12 protein-coding genes are annotated in these 13,954 nt (G+C 63.7%); 4 read left to right on the top strand and 8 right to left on the bottom strand.

The features are described 5' to 3' along the window. Positions 1-79 precede the first annotated feature (79 nt). The 8 genes from IEW81_RS07115 to IEW81_RS07080 all read right to left on the bottom strand — a co-directional run bounded on the left by IEW81_RS07115 (position 80) and on the right by IEW81_RS07080 (position 9,782). Complete coding sequence (locus IEW81_RS07115; RefSeq protein WP_097059272.1) at positions 80-1,375, bottom strand: thymidine phosphorylase; 1,296 nt, start codon at positions 1,373-1,375, stop codon at positions 80-82. Positions 1,376-1,418: 43 nt separating this feature from the next. Further along, positions 1,419-1,835: a cytidine deaminase gene (locus IEW81_RS07110; protein ID WP_097059771.1), complete on the bottom strand. Its 417-nt coding sequence runs from the start codon at positions 1,833-1,835 to the stop codon at positions 1,419-1,421. A 56-nt stretch (positions 1,836-1,891) separates the two neighbouring features. Beyond that, complete coding sequence (locus IEW81_RS07105) at positions 1,892-3,175, bottom strand: ABC transporter permease (RefSeq protein WP_097059271.1); 1,284 nt, start codon at positions 3,173-3,175, stop codon at positions 1,892-1,894. Next, positions 3,172-4,455: an ABC transporter permease gene (locus IEW81_RS07100; protein ID WP_097059270.1), complete on the bottom strand. Its 1,284-nt coding sequence runs from the start codon at positions 4,453-4,455 to the stop codon at positions 3,172-3,174. Before IEW81_RS07100 ends, IEW81_RS07105 begins: the two co-directional genes overlap by 4 nt. Continuing rightward, entirely contained in the window at positions 4,452-5,969 is a 1,518-nt protein-coding gene (locus IEW81_RS07095) for an ABC transporter ATP-binding protein (protein ID WP_097059269.1), read from the bottom strand. Before IEW81_RS07095 ends, IEW81_RS07100 begins: the two co-directional genes overlap by 4 nt. Positions 5,970-6,175: 206 nt before the next feature. Further along, entirely contained in the window at positions 6,176-7,276 is a 1,101-nt protein-coding gene (locus tag IEW81_RS07090) for a BMP family lipoprotein (protein ID WP_097059770.1), read from the bottom strand. Positions 7,277-7,448: 172 nt separating this feature from the next. Then, positions 7,449-8,519, bottom strand: coding sequence for a BMP family lipoprotein (locus IEW81_RS07085; RefSeq protein WP_097059268.1), 1,071 nt, complete (start codon positions 8,517-8,519; stop codon positions 7,449-7,451). Positions 8,520-8,663: 144 nt separating this feature from the next. Continuing rightward, the gene (locus IEW81_RS07080) at positions 8,664-9,782 is read right to left on the bottom strand and encodes a mannose-1-phosphate guanylyltransferase (protein ID WP_097059267.1); all 1,119 of its coding nucleotides are present in this window, start codon (positions 9,780-9,782) and stop codon (positions 8,664-8,666) included. An 87-nt stretch (positions 9,783-9,869) separates the two neighbouring features. Between IEW81_RS07080 and IEW81_RS07075 the strand changes: the two genes are divergently transcribed. From IEW81_RS07075 to sdhA, 4 genes are all read left to right on the top strand, one after another. Next, positions 9,870-11,021 carry a glycosyltransferase family 4 protein gene (locus tag IEW81_RS07075; protein ID WP_097059266.1) on the top strand — a complete coding sequence of 384 codons (1,152 nt, stop codon included), beginning with the start codon at positions 9,870-9,872 and terminating at the stop codon, positions 11,019-11,021. 243 nt (positions 11,022-11,264) lie between these two features. Then, on the top strand, positions 11,265-11,648 hold the full coding sequence (sdhC, locus tag IEW81_RS07070; RefSeq protein WP_097059769.1) for a succinate dehydrogenase, cytochrome b556 subunit: 384 nt from the start codon (positions 11,265-11,267) through the stop codon (positions 11,646-11,648). Then, complete coding sequence (locus tag IEW81_RS07065) at positions 11,645-12,094, top strand: succinate dehydrogenase hydrophobic membrane anchor subunit (RefSeq protein WP_097059265.1); 450 nt, start codon at positions 11,645-11,647, stop codon at positions 12,092-12,094. The genes sdhC and IEW81_RS07065 overlap by 4 nt, the downstream gene beginning before the upstream one ends. A 56-nt stretch (positions 12,095-12,150) precedes the next feature. Beyond that, positions 12,151-13,944, top strand: coding sequence for a succinate dehydrogenase flavoprotein subunit (gene sdhA / locus IEW81_RS07060; RefSeq protein ID WP_097059768.1), 1,794 nt, complete (start codon positions 12,151-12,153; stop codon positions 13,942-13,944). Positions 13,945-13,954 lie beyond the last annotated feature (10 nt).

Below are 13,954 nucleotides of genomic sequence, written 5' to 3'. Positions count from 1 at the left end.
TCGGCGGAAGGTGCAATTGCCGCACGCCGGCGGCGGGAATGGTCGGGTCGAGTCGTAGACGGCGACGAAACTGGAGGAGCTAGCCGACCCTGCCAGCGACCAGCGGGCCGCCGTTCTCGACGGGGTCGCCGACTGCGCCGATGCGGTACGCACCCGTGAGCGCCTCGATCGCGCGGTCGAACCGCGCGGGCTCATCGGTGTGCATGATGAACAGAGGCTGGCCCTTCACGACGGTGTCACCTGGCTTGGCGAGCAGGTCGATCCCTGCGGCATGGTGAACAGGATCCTGCTTGCGCGCGCGACCCGCGCCGAGCCGCCAGGCCGCGATGCCGAACGGCAAAGCCTCCTGCGCGACGAGCACGCCATCCCTCTCGGCGAGCACAGGCTGCGACTCGCGCGGGCTGGGCAGCGCCGCATCCGGATCCCCGCCCTGGGCCGAGATCATGCTGCGCCAGGTGTCCATGGCCCGACCGTCGGCGAGGGCGGTCTCGACGTCGGCGTCAGGCTGGCCGGCGAGCGCCAGCATCTCCCGGGCGAGGGCGAGGGTCAGCTCCACGACATCCGCAGGTCCGCCCCCGGCAAGCACCTCCACCGACTCGCGGACCTCGTTGGCGTTTCCGATCGTGAGCCCGAGCGGCACATTCATGTTGGTGAGCAGCGCGACCGTCTTCACCCCGGCATCGGTACCGAGTCGCACCATGGTCTCTGCGAGCTCCCGGCTGCGCGCAGGGTCTTTCATGAACGCACCGGAGCCGAACTTGACGTCGAGCACGAGCGACGCCGTACCTTCGGCGATCTTCTTGCTCATGATGGATGACGCGATCAGGGGAATCGCCTCGACGGTGCCGGTGATGTCGCGCAGGCTGTACAGCTTGCCGTCCGCGGGTGCGAGGCCGGTGCCTGCCGCGCAGATCACGGCCCCTACCGAACGCAACTGGGCGTAGAACTCGTCGTTGGAGAGCGCTGCGCGCCACCCCGGGATGCTCTCCAGCTTGTCGAGCGTGCCACCGGTGTGCCCGAGCCCACGGCCTGAGAGCTGAGGCACGGCCACGCCGAAGGAGGCCACGAGCGGGGCGAGGGGCAGCGTGATCTTGTCGCCGACGCCTCCCGTGGAGTGCTTGTCCGTCGTGATCTTGCCGAGGCCGTCAAACGACAGCGTCTCACCCGATGCGATCATCGCGAGAGTGAGGTCGCGAATCTCGTCGCGTTCCATGCCATTGAGAAAGATCGCCATGGTCATGGCGGCCATCTGCTCGTCTGCGACGTAGCCGCGCGTGTAGGCGTCGACCAGCCAGTCGATCTGCGCGGCGGTCAGGGCGCCGTGGTCGCGCTTGGTGTGGATGAGGTCGACGACATCGAAAGCTTCAACAGCCATGGTGATTCCTTACAACGTGGGGGCGAGACGATTGCGGGTCGAGCTATTCATCCCGGTACGCCGCGAGGGTGCGCGGACCGAAGGCATCCGGGATCACTTCATCGATGGTGCGGATTCCGGAGACGGTCTCGAGAAGCATGCCCTCAGCGGAATGTTCGAAGAGCAATTGCCGGCACCGCCCGCACGGCATCAGCGCGCCGCCATGACCATCGACGCAGGTGAAGGCGACGAGCTTGCCGCCACCCGTCATGTGCAGGGACGACACGAGCGCACATTCGGCGCACAGGGTCAGCCCGTACGAGGCGTTCTCGACGTTCGCACCGGAGATGACCCGACCGTCGTCGACGATCGCGGCAACCCCCACGGGAAAATTCGAATACGGCACGTAAGCGTGGGTGGCGGCTTCATTGGCGACCGCACGCAGGGCGTCCCAATCGATGGTGGTGGAGTCGATAGTGATGGGATCGGTGCTGATGGGGTCGATGCTGGCGGGGTCGGTGGCGTTCGAATCGATGGTCACGATTTCACGTATGCCTTCCCGGATGCGGCCGGCGCTCTCACGTGGCCCACGAGCCCCGCGACCGCGAAGATCGTGACGAGGTATGGCAGCATCAGCATGAACTGGCTGGGGACTGGGGACCCGACGATGCTGAGCACGCTCTGAAGGTTCGAGGCGAAACCAAAGAGAAGCGCAGCCAGGGTCGCCCGGATCGGATCCCAGCGGCCGAAGATTACCGCGGCGAGGGCGATGAAGCCTGCGCCCGCCGTCATCTCCTTATTGAAGGCACCGACCGATCCGAGGGTGAAGTAGGCCCCGCCGAGGCCCGCGATGGCACCGGCCAGGGACACATTCCAGAATCTCGTGCGGTTGACGTTGATGCCTACGGTGTCTGCCGCCTGCGGGTGTTCCCCCACAGCGCGGAGCCTCAGGCCCCACTTCGTCTTGAAGAGAGCGAACCACACGACCGCGATCGCGACGTACATGATGTAGATGATGATCGTCTGGCGGAACAACACGGGCCCGATGATAGGGATCTCACCGAGCAGCGGAATGGGCAAGCGCTGGAACCGGGGCGGGGAATTGAGAACCGCGGAGTTGGGGCTCAGTACCTTCGAGAACAGGAAGCTCGTAAGCCCGATGACCAGCACATTGAGCACGACGCCCACGATCACCTGGTCGACGACGTACCTGATAGAGAAAGTCGCGAGCACGAACGATACGAGCACACCCGCGACGACGGCGGCGATGAGTCCAGCGACGAGCGACTGGGTGATGGATGCCACGACCGCCGACGCGAAAGCCCCGGCCAGTAGCTGGCCTTCGATCGCCACGTTCACGACACCGACGCGCTCCGAGATGACGCCGCCGAGTGCACCGAAGATCAGCGGAGCGCTCAGCCCCACCGCACCGACGAGCAGCCCCGGCACCGGAATGGTCGCGCCCGCAGCCGCCCAGCTGAGGAAGGCGACAAGGAACAGGGCGGCGAAGACCGAGGTCAGCCACAGTGGAGTAGGCGCCGCGCGATATGCACGCCAGGCCGAGAGCGCGGCGATGCCGAACAGAACGATAGTGACGATAATCGTGACGACCGCCACATCAGCCGCGACTTCGGGCAGCTGGATGAGGTCGCTGGTGGTCGACAGGCGGAACATGGTGACGCCGCTGCGCGAACCGACCGTGAAGAGCAGCAGCGCGATGACCGCGAAGACTCCCAGGCCGATCGGCGGCTTCCAGTTGCGCACCGCGGCGCGCTCGAGGCCGGTCGTCGTCGCGGTCTGGGTGGGGGTAGCGACGCTCATCTGGTCACCATCGCCTTCGGGTTGAGCGCCCTCGCTCGGCGCATGGTTCCTGGTATCGGCAGCCTGAAGATCGCACGCACGAGCGGGGGCGCTGCGATGAACAGCACGATGAGTGACTGCACGACGAGCACGATGTCGACGGGAACTCCCTGCGCCGCCTGCATCGAGTAGCCTCCAGCCTTGAGTGCGCCGAACAGGATGCCGGCGAAGAACACTCCGACGGGCTTCGAGCGACCGAGCAGCGCGACCGTGATCGCGTCGAATCCGATGCCGGCATCGATGCCCTCACTGAATCCGGTGGTCACGGTTCCGAGCACTTGCGACACACCGGCCAGGCCGATGAGGCCACCCGAGATCAGCATCGCGTAGACGTAGACGTTCTTCACGTTGATGCCGGCCACGCGAGCAGCGTGCGGGTTCTCCCCCACTGCGCGGAACTGGAATCCGAGGGTCGACCTGTTGATGAGGTACCAGACCCAGGCGGTTGCTGCGATGGCGAAGATGAACCCCCAGTGCAGGTTGTACTTCGCACCGAACAGCTCGGGGAAGATGGCGCTGGGTAACATGGCCGGCGATTTCGGGTTGTTCGATCCCGGCGCTTGCAGTGCACCCTGCGTACGCAGAAGGTAGGAAATCAGGTAGAGCCCGATGTAGTTGAGCATGATCGTGACGATCACCTCATGCGCACCGGTGCGCGCTTTCAGCAGTCCGGCGATTCCGCCCCAGAGCGCCCCTGCTGCGACGCCGGCGATAACGGCCACGATCAGGTGCAGCGGGAACGGCATCGGCAGGGCGAACGCCACGTAGCCCGCAGCGCCAGCGGCGACGAGCATCTGCCCACGGCCACCGATGTTGAAAAGCCCGGTGCGAAACGACACCGCGACACCGAGTCCGGCAGCGATCAGCGGGGTGGCGAAGGTGAGGGTTTCGGTCAGCGGCCGGATGCCATCAGCAAATCCAGGACGCCTGAAGTTGTAGATCGAGCCCTGGAACAGCGCAGAATACGCTCCGGATGCCGCGTTCCAGATCGCCTGTAGCGTGTCGCCGGGCCGGGAGAAGAAGTAGCCGGATGCGGCCTGCACGTCTTCGTCGGTGAAAGCGATCAGGATCGCGCCGACGAGCAATGCCAGCGCGACAGCGAGAACCGAGATCATCGCGTTGCCGCCGACGATGTCCCTGAGCACCTGCTCGGTGCGTGAGGAATGCTGGGGGTCTGCAACCGGCTTCGCCGGGGCCTCAGTGGCCTCCGGCTGCACCGGCGGGGGAAGTTGTTCGCTCATGCCGCGCTCTCTGCCGATCGGGGTATTTCGCCGGCCATCATGAGGCCGAGCACTTCTCTGGGGGTGTCTCCGGGCACGATTCCGACAATGGTCCCGCGGTACATCACCGCGATGCGGTCTGCGAGCGCAACAACCTCGTCGAGCTCGGTGGAGACGACGATGACCGGGATGCCAGCATCCCGGGTCTGAATGATCCGGGTGTGCACGAACTCGACGGAACCGACGTCGAGACCACGTGTGGGCTGGGCCGCGACGAAGAGGCTCAGGTCGCGGCTGAGTTCGCGCGCGAGCACCACTTTCTGCTGGTTTCCCCCGGACAGTCGTGCGACGTGGGTGCCGATCCCCTGGGCCCGGATGTCGAACTCGGTTATCTTCTCCCGAGCAAACTCATCGAGGTAGCCGAGCTGCAGCGTTCCCATCCTGACAAACGGCGGCTTGTGATACCGATCGAGCATGAGATTCTCCGAGATGGTGAACTCGCCGACGAGTCCATCCTCGGTGCGGTCTTCCGGGATGAACCCGACCCCGGCATCCAGGGTCTTCCGAACCGAACCACGGATCGAATGGCCGTTGAGCTCGATCCCGCCGCGCACCTTGTGCTGCAGGCCCATGATGGCCTCGACGAGCTCGGTCTGGCCGTTGCCCTGCACTCCGGCGATAGCGAGGATCTCGCCCTCGTGAACAGTGAAGCTCACATTGTTGACGACGATCTGGTTGCGCGAGTCAACCACGGAGAGGTGGTCGACGACGAGGGCTGCCTTGCCAGGATGCGCCGGTCCCTTGTCGACGGTCAGGTCGACGGCGCGACCGACCATGAGGGAGGCGAGCTCTTCATTGGTCTCCGTGGGTGATGCCTCGCCCACGACCTTGCCGAGCCTGATGACGGTGATCCGATCCGCGACCTCACGCACCTCGCGCAACTTGTGCGTGATGAAGACGATAGAGGTGCCGGTTTGCTTGAGTTGACGCATGATGGCCATCAGCTCATCGGTCTCCTGCGGGGTGAGCACGGCTGTCGGCTCGTCGAACACGAGCACCTTCGCGTCGCGCGACAGCGCCTTGATAATCTCGACCCGCTGCTGCACACCCACGGGGAGATCGTCGATGAGGGCGTCAGGGTCGACGTCGAATCCGAATCGGCTCGAGATCTCACGAACCTTCTCACGTGCGCCCGCAAGGTCGAGCCGACCTCCGAACGTGGTGTCTTCGTGACCGAGCATGACATTCTCGGCAACGGTGAACACGGGGATGAGCATGAAGTGCTGGTGCACCATGCCGATGCCGGCCGCCATCGCGTCGCCGGGACCGCTGAAATGCTGCACTTCGTCGCCGAGCAGGATCTGGCCCTCGTCGGCCTGGTACAGGCCGTACAACACGTTCATCAGGGTGGACTTGCCAGCGCCGTTCTCACCCAGGAGGCAGTGGATCTCGCCCGGCTCAACCGTGAGATCGATGTGGTCGTTGGCGACCAACGAACCGAATCTCTTGGTGATTCCGCGAAGTTCTAGCTTCATGTCAACCAATCTAACCTGCAGACAACATTGTCTTTATTCGGGGTATTCACCGCAGCCCTCCGGCACATTAAACAGGCCTTCCGGCATGTTAAACAGGCCCTCCGGCATGTCAAACAGGCCCTCCGGCATGTTAAACAGGTCGGGGAGGCCAGCTGAGCTGACCTCCCCGATCTTGGTTCTGCCTAGAGAACCTCGTGAGAGCGATATTAGCCGAGGTACGACTTGACCGGGATCGTTCCCGAGATGATGTCAGCCTTGAGCTGGTCGAGCTCGTCAGCGAGTGCCGGGTCGACCTTCGACTCGAAGTTGTGGAACGGCGCGTAGCCGACTCCATCGTTCTCGAGGGTTCCCACGTAGGAGTCGGTCGAGAAGTCTCCAGCGGCAGCGTCAGAGACGACGGCCGAGGTTGCACTCTTGATTCCCTTGAGGATCGAGGTCAGGATGACGTCTGCGGTGGTGGGGTCGGTCACGAACAGGTCGGCGTCGACACCGAGGAGGGCGACATCTTTGCCGGAGTCAGTGATGGCCGCGATGGCGCTCTGGTAGATCGGTCCACCGACGGGCAGCAGTACGTCTGCGCCCTGGTCGATGAAGTTCTGCGCGGTCGACTTGGCGACATCGTTCGCCTGGAATCCACCGGTCACCGTGTAGGTGTCGGGGCTGGCCGGGTCGTAACCGAGGACCTTGACGTCTTTGCCCTTCTCCGTGTTGAAGTATGCAACGCCCTGGGCGAATCCGTCAGAGAAGATCGAGACAGTCGGGAACGGGAGTCCGCCCCACGTCGCGACGATGCCCGACTTCGAGTAGCTCGCTGCGGCGTACCCGACGAGGAAGGCCGACTGCGCCGTGTTGAAAAGGATCGGCTTGATGTTCGGCGCGTCGACCTCGCCGTTGAAGTCGTTGTCAGCTGCGTCATCGATGATGGCGTACTCGACGTCGGGGTTGGCCAGCGCTGACTCGACGGTCGCCTGCGACAGCGCGAATCCGACGGTGATGATCAGGTTGCAGCCCTGTGCCACGAGGTTCTCGAGGTTGGGTGCGAAGTCGGTCTCGGCGTCGGACTGGACGGTGATCGGCTTGACACCGATCTCATCTGAAGCCTCGGTGAGCCCCTCGAAGCCGAGCTGGTTGAACGAGTTGTCATCGAACCCGCCGCTATCAGAGACCATGCAGGGGATGAAGTCGCTGGCGGCAGCTGTACCGTCGCCTGTGGATTCGGGTGGTGCTGCACAACCGGCGAGCACGATGGCGCTCGCTCCGACTAGTGCAATGCCGCTGACGACGCGGCCGCGTGAGGTGATTCTCAAGGTGTCCTCCAGGGTGCTGCCCAACCATCAGGGCTGGGACATAGTGGCTTCAGGCTACAGATTTCCGGCTAGGGCTGACAGTAGAAATAGAGGCAGACACTGAATGGTTACCAAACCGCGACTGCTCCGAAATCAACCTGACATGTGCCGCAGGGCTGAGGTCGCGGCCGGGTCAGCGCGGCGTGCTCGGGCTGGTGACCGTCACCGCACCGGAGATTATGTCGGCACGCAGCGCATCGATCTCGGCAGACAGTTCGGCGGTCACTTTGCCGGCCAGGTCGTGGAATGGAGCGATATCGACTCCACCGTTCTCCAGGGTGCCGATGTATGGGCTGTTGTCGAACTCCCCATCGATGCTGGACTTGACGATCGTGACGACGGCGTCTCCCGTGTTCTTCAATACGGAGGTCAGCAACACGGGCCGGAACTCGGGCGCGAGCACGTCGTATCCATCGGTGTCGACCCAGATGACGGATGCACGACCACCGGAATCGAGGGCCGCGCGGGCCGCCCCCTCGCCGACCTGTCCAGCGACGGGCAGGATGACGTCGGCGCCCTGGTCGATCAGGCCTTGCGTCACGGTAAGCCCCTTGTTGATGTCTTCGAAGTCACCGGTGAACACACCGTCCTGGGTTTGCTTGTCCCACCCGAGAGCGACGACGGCTGTGCCGTGCACCTCGTTGTACTTCGCGACACCATCGACGAAGCCGTCCATGAAGAGCGTGACAGGTGGCTGGTTTCCTCCGCCGAAGGTCGCTACCTTCCCGGTAGTGGAGACCCCGGCGGCGAGGTAGCCGGAGAGGAAGGCCGCCTGCGCGGTGTCGAAGACGAGCGGCTTGATATTCGGGGCATCCGCCACATCGTCGACGATGGCGAAATCGACGTCGGGGTTGCTTGCCGCCTGCTCGATGGTGGCGGGGGTGAGCTCGTAGCCGACCGTCAGGATGAATCCGCACCCCGTGTCGACCGCCTGCTGCATGTTGGGCGCGAGGTCGGTCTCGGAGGTAGAGACGAGCACATCGACGTCGATTCCGAACTGGCCGGCCGCGTCCTGCATGCCTTTCCAGCTGGCGTCGTTGAATGACCGGTCGTCCAATCCACCGGAGTTGGTGACCATACGAGCGCAGAACTGCTCGCCTCCACCGTCCGCACCCGGCGCGTCAGGGGCTGGGGCGCAACCGGCCAGAGACAGCATCGCGACGGCGACAACAGCGACTGTGCGCACCACAAACGATTTCGACATGAGCCCTGCTCCCTGTGACCTGGCCGACTGAACGCCGTTCCATTGGAAATGACGCTAGCCACATCGCCGATGACACGACCAGTCGAGGTCGCGCACGACCGAGTTCGTTACGACTTCGTTACTGGCTGACGTTCGAGGTCGACGTCACAGCACGTCGTCGCGACCGGACAGCTTGAGCGCATCGACGACGGACTTCACTCGCTGGGCATTCGCCGTCGTGGTCACGAGCAGGGCATCCGGAGTGTCGACGACAACGATGTCCGTGACGCCGATGAGAGAGATCAGACGGCCGCTCTGACTGATGACGACACCGGTGGATGCATCGGCAAGCACTCTCGCGTTTTCACCGAGGATCGCGAGGTCAGACTTTCGGCCGCCGGAATGAAGCTTGGCGATCGAGGCGAAGTCACCGACATCGTCCCAGTCGAAGTCGCCGGGGATGACAACGAGCTTTCCCGCGGCAGCGGCAGGTTCGGCCACGGTGTAGTCGATCGCGACCTTGGTGAGGCCCGGCCAGACCCTGTCGACGACGGCTCCGCGACGCGGGGTGTCCCACGCCTCCGCGAGCTCCGTGAGTCCGGCGAGTAGTGCCGGTTCAGCCTTACCGAGTTGCTCGAGAAGAACGTCGGCCTTGGCGATGAACATCCCTCCGTTCCAGAGGTGGTCACCACCAGCCAGGTACCGCTCTGCCGTCTCCAGGTCGGGCTTCTCGACGAACGAACGAACTGTCACGGCGTTTGGCGCACCTGCTATAGAGAGCGGATCCCCACACTGGATGTAGCCGAACCCGATCGCCGGATCGGTCGGCGTGATGCCGATCGTGGCGATATAGCCAGCGCGGGCTGCAGCCACACCTTCGGCCACGGCTCGACGGAATCCTCGCATGTCCTTGATGACGTGGTCTGCCGCAAAAGATCCCACGATGACATTGGGTTCTCGACGCAACAGGATCGCCGCGGCGAGCCCAATTGCCGCCGATGAGTCTTTCGGCTCGCTCTCGAGCACGACATTCGGGTCTAAGAGGTCTGGCAGCTGCTCTTCCACGGCTGCGCGGTGCGCCCTGCCTGTGACGACCATGATGCGGTCGACTCCTGAGAGAGGCACCAGTCGATCCCAGGTGTCACGAAGGAGCGTCTTGCCCGACCCCGTGAGGTCGTGAAGAAACTTGGGGGCGTCGGCCCTCGACAACGGCCACAGCCTGGAGCCGATACCGCCGGCCGGGATCACGCTGTAGAAATCATCGAAAACGGAGGGCTTGTTCATGCCCCAACCATAGGCTTAACGTGGCATTCACTCTCAGGACACCCTGCCCGCTTAGCGTGGAAAACACGGCGATCGAGCGGAGTCGGTGTGCGAGTTGCAGTTGTCAGCGAAAGTTTCCTTCCCACAGTCAACGGCGTCACCACCAGCGTCAGGCAGGTGCTGGATCATCTGCAGCGCGGTGGCCACGAAGCCATCGTGATTGTGCCATCGACTGGCGCGCCCACGAGTTATGCGGGGTTCCCCGTGTTTGGCGTTCCCACGATCGCCTATCGGCAGTTTCCGGTGGGACTTCCGAGTCCACAGGTGCAGCGGCTCATCGCCGACTTCGCGCCGGATGTGATCCACGCGGCATCACCCTTTCTTCTCGGCGCCCAGGCGATCGCCGCCGGCGGCAGGCTGGGTATCCCCTCCGTCGCCATCTTCCAGACGGACGTCGCGGGCTATGCCAGGCGCAATCACCTCGGTGCTGCCACGGGGTTTGCGTGGCGGGTGGTGCGGTGGATCCACGAGGGCGCAGACCTCACTCTCGTACCGTCCAGCGCATCGATGGCCGACCTGGAGAAGGCCGGAATCACCGGGCTCGCCCGGTGGGGTCGAGGGGTGGATCTGGTGACCTATCACCCGAGGAACAGGGCGACCCCGGCAACTAAAGCCCTTCGCGAGCAGATCGCACCCCGCGGGGAGACGGTGGTGGGATACGTCGGACGAATCGCCCCGGAGAAACAGGTGGAGCGGCTCGCCGCCCTTCGCGGCGTGGGGGGCATCTGCATCGCTATCGTCGGCGACGGCCCGTCAGTTCCCTACGTCAGGAAGCAACTCGCTGGCATGCCTGTCAGCTGGCTCGGCAAGCTCTCAGGGCCTGATCTCGCGACCGCCTACGGCAGTTTCGACATGTTCCTGCACACCGGTACAGAAGAAACGTTCGGGCAAACAATCCAGGAGGCCCAAGCGACCGGTATTCCCGTCATCGCGCCGCGCGCCGGCGGCCCGATCGACCTCGTCGACCACGGCCGTAACGGCTTCCTGTACGAGCCCGGCAACGATTCGCAGTTGCGGGCAAGCGTGCAGGCACTGGCAGCGGATGGCGCGCTCATGTCGCGCATGGGGGAGGCGGGTCGCCGAGCAGTACTTCCCCGCGACTGGGAATCCCTCTGCGACGAATTGCTCGGGCACTATGCGCACGCGGTCGCCGGCCGGGCCGTGCCAGCCAGGCGCTCGGTCATCGCCAACCGGCGATAAAAGAAAGCGATGCGAGAAAGCGATGAAAGAAAGCTAATTCTTTCGAAACTGACCCGTTCAGTGCTGTTTTGAGGGCCTCCTGCGCAGTGAGGGTCCATTCGTCCGAATAGACTGATTGCGTCCGTCAACCGGACAATTCGTCGGCCATAACTGATGGCCTGGAATCCGCGAGGAGGGTTGATCGTGTCCGATAAATCGGCCGGTACCCTGGCGGGCAAACAGCCCGTCACCCCCATCATTGCCATGCCGAAACGGCCAGCGGGAACGCTTTACCGGGGGCGCGAAGGAATGTGGTCGTGGGTGATGCATCGCATCACCGGTGTCGCGATCTACTTCTTCCTTCTCGTCCACATTCTCGATACCGCGCTCGTTCGAGTCAGCCCCGAGGCGTACAACGCGGTGATCAACCAGTACAAGACGCCCCTCATGGGCCTTGGCGAGATCGGGCTTGTCGCGGCTATCGGGCTGCACGCGCTCAATGGGCTGCGCATCATCCTGATCGACTTCTGGAGCGTAGGCACGAAGCACCAAAAGCTCATGTTCTACATCGTCATCGGCCTGTGGGTCGTGCTGATGGTCGGCTTCGTACCTCGCCAGTTCATGCACATTTTCGGAGGCGGAGAATGACCACTATCGAGGCTCCGCGCACCCCTGCTCCCGTTCGCCGTCCTCGCGGTGGCGTCAACTGGGAGAAGTGGGGCTGGATCTACATGCGTGCAAGCGGTGTCGTTCTCGTCGTGCTGATCTTCGGGCACCTCTTCGTCAACCTCGTGGCGGGCGACGGGGTGAAGGCGATTGACTTCGCGTTCGTCGCCGGAAAGTGGGCCGATCCCTTCTGGGTCGCATGGGACACCGCGCTGCTCTGGCTGGCCCTCATCCATGGCGGCAACGGTATGCGCACCCTGATCAACGATTACGCGAACAACCAACTCGTGCGCACGGTGCTGCTCAGTGCCGTTGCCATCTCCACCGCCCTACTGATTGTTTTGGGAACCCTTGTGATTTATACGTTCGACCCCTGCCCCGCAGGAACTGCCGCTGACCTACTCCCCAGCTTCTGCCCGGTGCCCTAATGGCCGACAACACGAACGGGGCCGACAACACGAACGGGGCCGACAACACGAACGGCATGATCGAAGACGGCGCGATAGTCGACGGGGTGCACTACCACCAGTTCGACATCGTAATCGTGGGTGCTGGCGGTGCTGGCATGCGCGCGGCGATCGAGGCGGGCCCGGGAGCGCGCACTGCGGTCATCTCGAAGCTGTACCCAACGCGATCCCACACGGGTGCCGCGCAGGGTGGCATGGCTGCGGCCCTGGCCAACGTCGAAGATGACAACTGGGAGTGGCACACCTACGACACCGTCAAGGGCGGCGACTACCTGGTCGACCAGGACGCCGCAGAGATTCTCGCGAAAGAGGCCATCGATGCGGTCATCGACCTCGAGAACATGGGCCTGCCATTCAACCGCACACCCGACGGCTTGATCGACCAGCGCCGCTTCGGTGGCCACACCCGCGAGCATGGCAAGGCCCCTGTTCGGCGTGCCTGCTACGCAGCGGACCGCACGGGTCACATGATCCTCCAGACCCTGTACCAGAACTGTGTCAGGCTCGGCATCAACTTCTTCAACGAGTTCTACGTGCTCGACATGGTGATGACCGAGGTGGATGGGCTCGAGCAGCCGTCCGGTGTCGTCGCCTACGAGCTCGCCACCGGTGAACTGCACGTCTTCCAGGCGAAGGCGATCATCTTCGCGACCGGCGGCTTCGGCAAGATCTACAAGACGACCTCCAACGCCCACACCCTTACGGGTGACGGCGTCGGGATCATCTGGCGTAAGGGGCTGCCGCTCGAAGACATGGAGTTCTTCCAGTTCCACCCCACTGGGCTCGCGGGGCTCGGAATCCTGCTCTCGGAAGCCGCTCGCGGCGAGGGCGCAATCCTGAGAAATGCCGAAGGCGAACGCTTCATGGAGCGTTACACCCCGACCCTGAAAGACCTGGCGCCACGAGACATCATCGCGCGATCGATGGCCCTCGAGATCAGGGAAGGACGTGGCGCAGGCCCGAATAAGGATTACCTGTACCTCGACATCACCCACCTCGAACCGGCCGTGATCGACGAGAAGCTTCCGGACATCACGGAGTTCGCCCGCACTTACCTCGGAGTCGAGCCGTATACGGAACCCGTGCCGGTGCTGCCCACAGCGCACTACGCCATGGGCGGGATCCCGACCAACGTGCATGCCGAGGTGCTGCGCAACAACACCGACGTGGTCAAGGGGCTCTACGCCGCTGGCGAGTGCGCCTGCGTGTCGGTGCACGGATCGAATCGGCTCGGAACCAACTCGCTTCTCGACATCAACGTGTTCGGTAAGCGAGCCGGAAAGCGAGCGGTCGAGTACGTGCAGACCGCCGAGTTCACCCCGCTCCCCGAGAACCCGACCGCGGGCATCCAGTCGATCCTTGACATGGTGCGCGCGGGCAACGGCACCGAGCGAATCGCAGTCATCCGCAAAGAGCTGCAGGATTCGATGGACCGCAACGCGCAGATCTTCCGCACGGAGGAAAGTCTCAAAGAGGTCACAGATCTCATCGAGACGCTGCGCGCGCGGTACAAGAACATCCAGATCCAGGACAAGGGCAAGCGGTTCAACACCGACCTGCTCGAAGCTGTCGAACTGGGCTTCCTGCTCGACCTCGCCGAGGTGCTCGTCTACTCGGCACGCTCACGGCACGAATCCCGTGGTGGCCACATGCGGGAAGACTTCCCCAACCGCGACGACGAGAAATTCCTCGTGCATACGATGGCTTACCGCGTCGGCGACCCGGAGTCCACCGACGCCGGAGAGCACATCCGTCTCGACTGGAAGCCTGTCGTGATCACGAACTACCCGCCGATGGAACGAAAGTACTGAGGAACAGTCT

Source organism: Salinibacterium xinjiangense (genome assembly GCF_014645015.1).
Taxonomy (GTDB): Bacteria; Actinomycetota; Actinomycetes; order Actinomycetales; family Microbacteriaceae; genus Rhodoglobus; species Rhodoglobus xinjiangensis.
The sequence above is the reverse complement of the archived record's forward strand: the minus strand, read 5'-3'. Positions and strand labels throughout refer to the sequence as shown.

Bases quoted from the DNA above. Each gene is read 5' to 3' on its own strand.
- IEW81_RS07100 (WP_097059270.1), bottom strand. From the start codon at position 4,455: ATGAGCGAACAACTTCCCCCGCCGGTGCAGCCGGAGGCCACTGAGGCC.
- IEW81_RS07115 (WP_097059272.1), bottom strand. From the start codon at position 1,375: ATGGCTGTTGAAGCTTTCGATGTCGTCGACCTCATCCACACCAAGCGC.
- IEW81_RS07080 (WP_097059267.1), bottom strand. From the start codon at position 9,782: ATGAACAAGCCCTCCGTTTTCGATGATTTCTACAGCGTGATCCCGGCC.
- sdhC (WP_097059769.1), top strand. From the start codon at position 11,265: ATGCCGAAACGGCCAGCGGGAACGCTTTACCGGGGGCGCGAAGGAATG.
- IEW81_RS07105 (WP_097059271.1), bottom strand. From the start codon at position 3,175: ATGAGCGTCGCTACCCCCACCCAGACCGCGACGACGACCGGCCTCGAG.
- IEW81_RS07085 (WP_097059268.1), bottom strand. From the start codon at position 8,519: ATGTCGAAATCGTTTGTGGTGCGCACAGTCGCTGTTGTCGCCGTCGCG.
- IEW81_RS07065 (WP_097059265.1), top strand. From the start codon at position 11,645: ATGACCACTATCGAGGCTCCGCGCACCCCTGCTCCCGTTCGCCGTCCT.
- sdhA (WP_097059768.1), top strand. From the start codon at position 12,151: ATGATCGAAGACGGCGCGATAGTCGACGGGGTGCACTACCACCAGTTC.
- IEW81_RS07095 (WP_097059269.1), bottom strand. From the start codon at position 5,969: ATGAAGCTAGAACTTCGCGGAATCACCAAGAGATTCGGTTCGTTGGTC.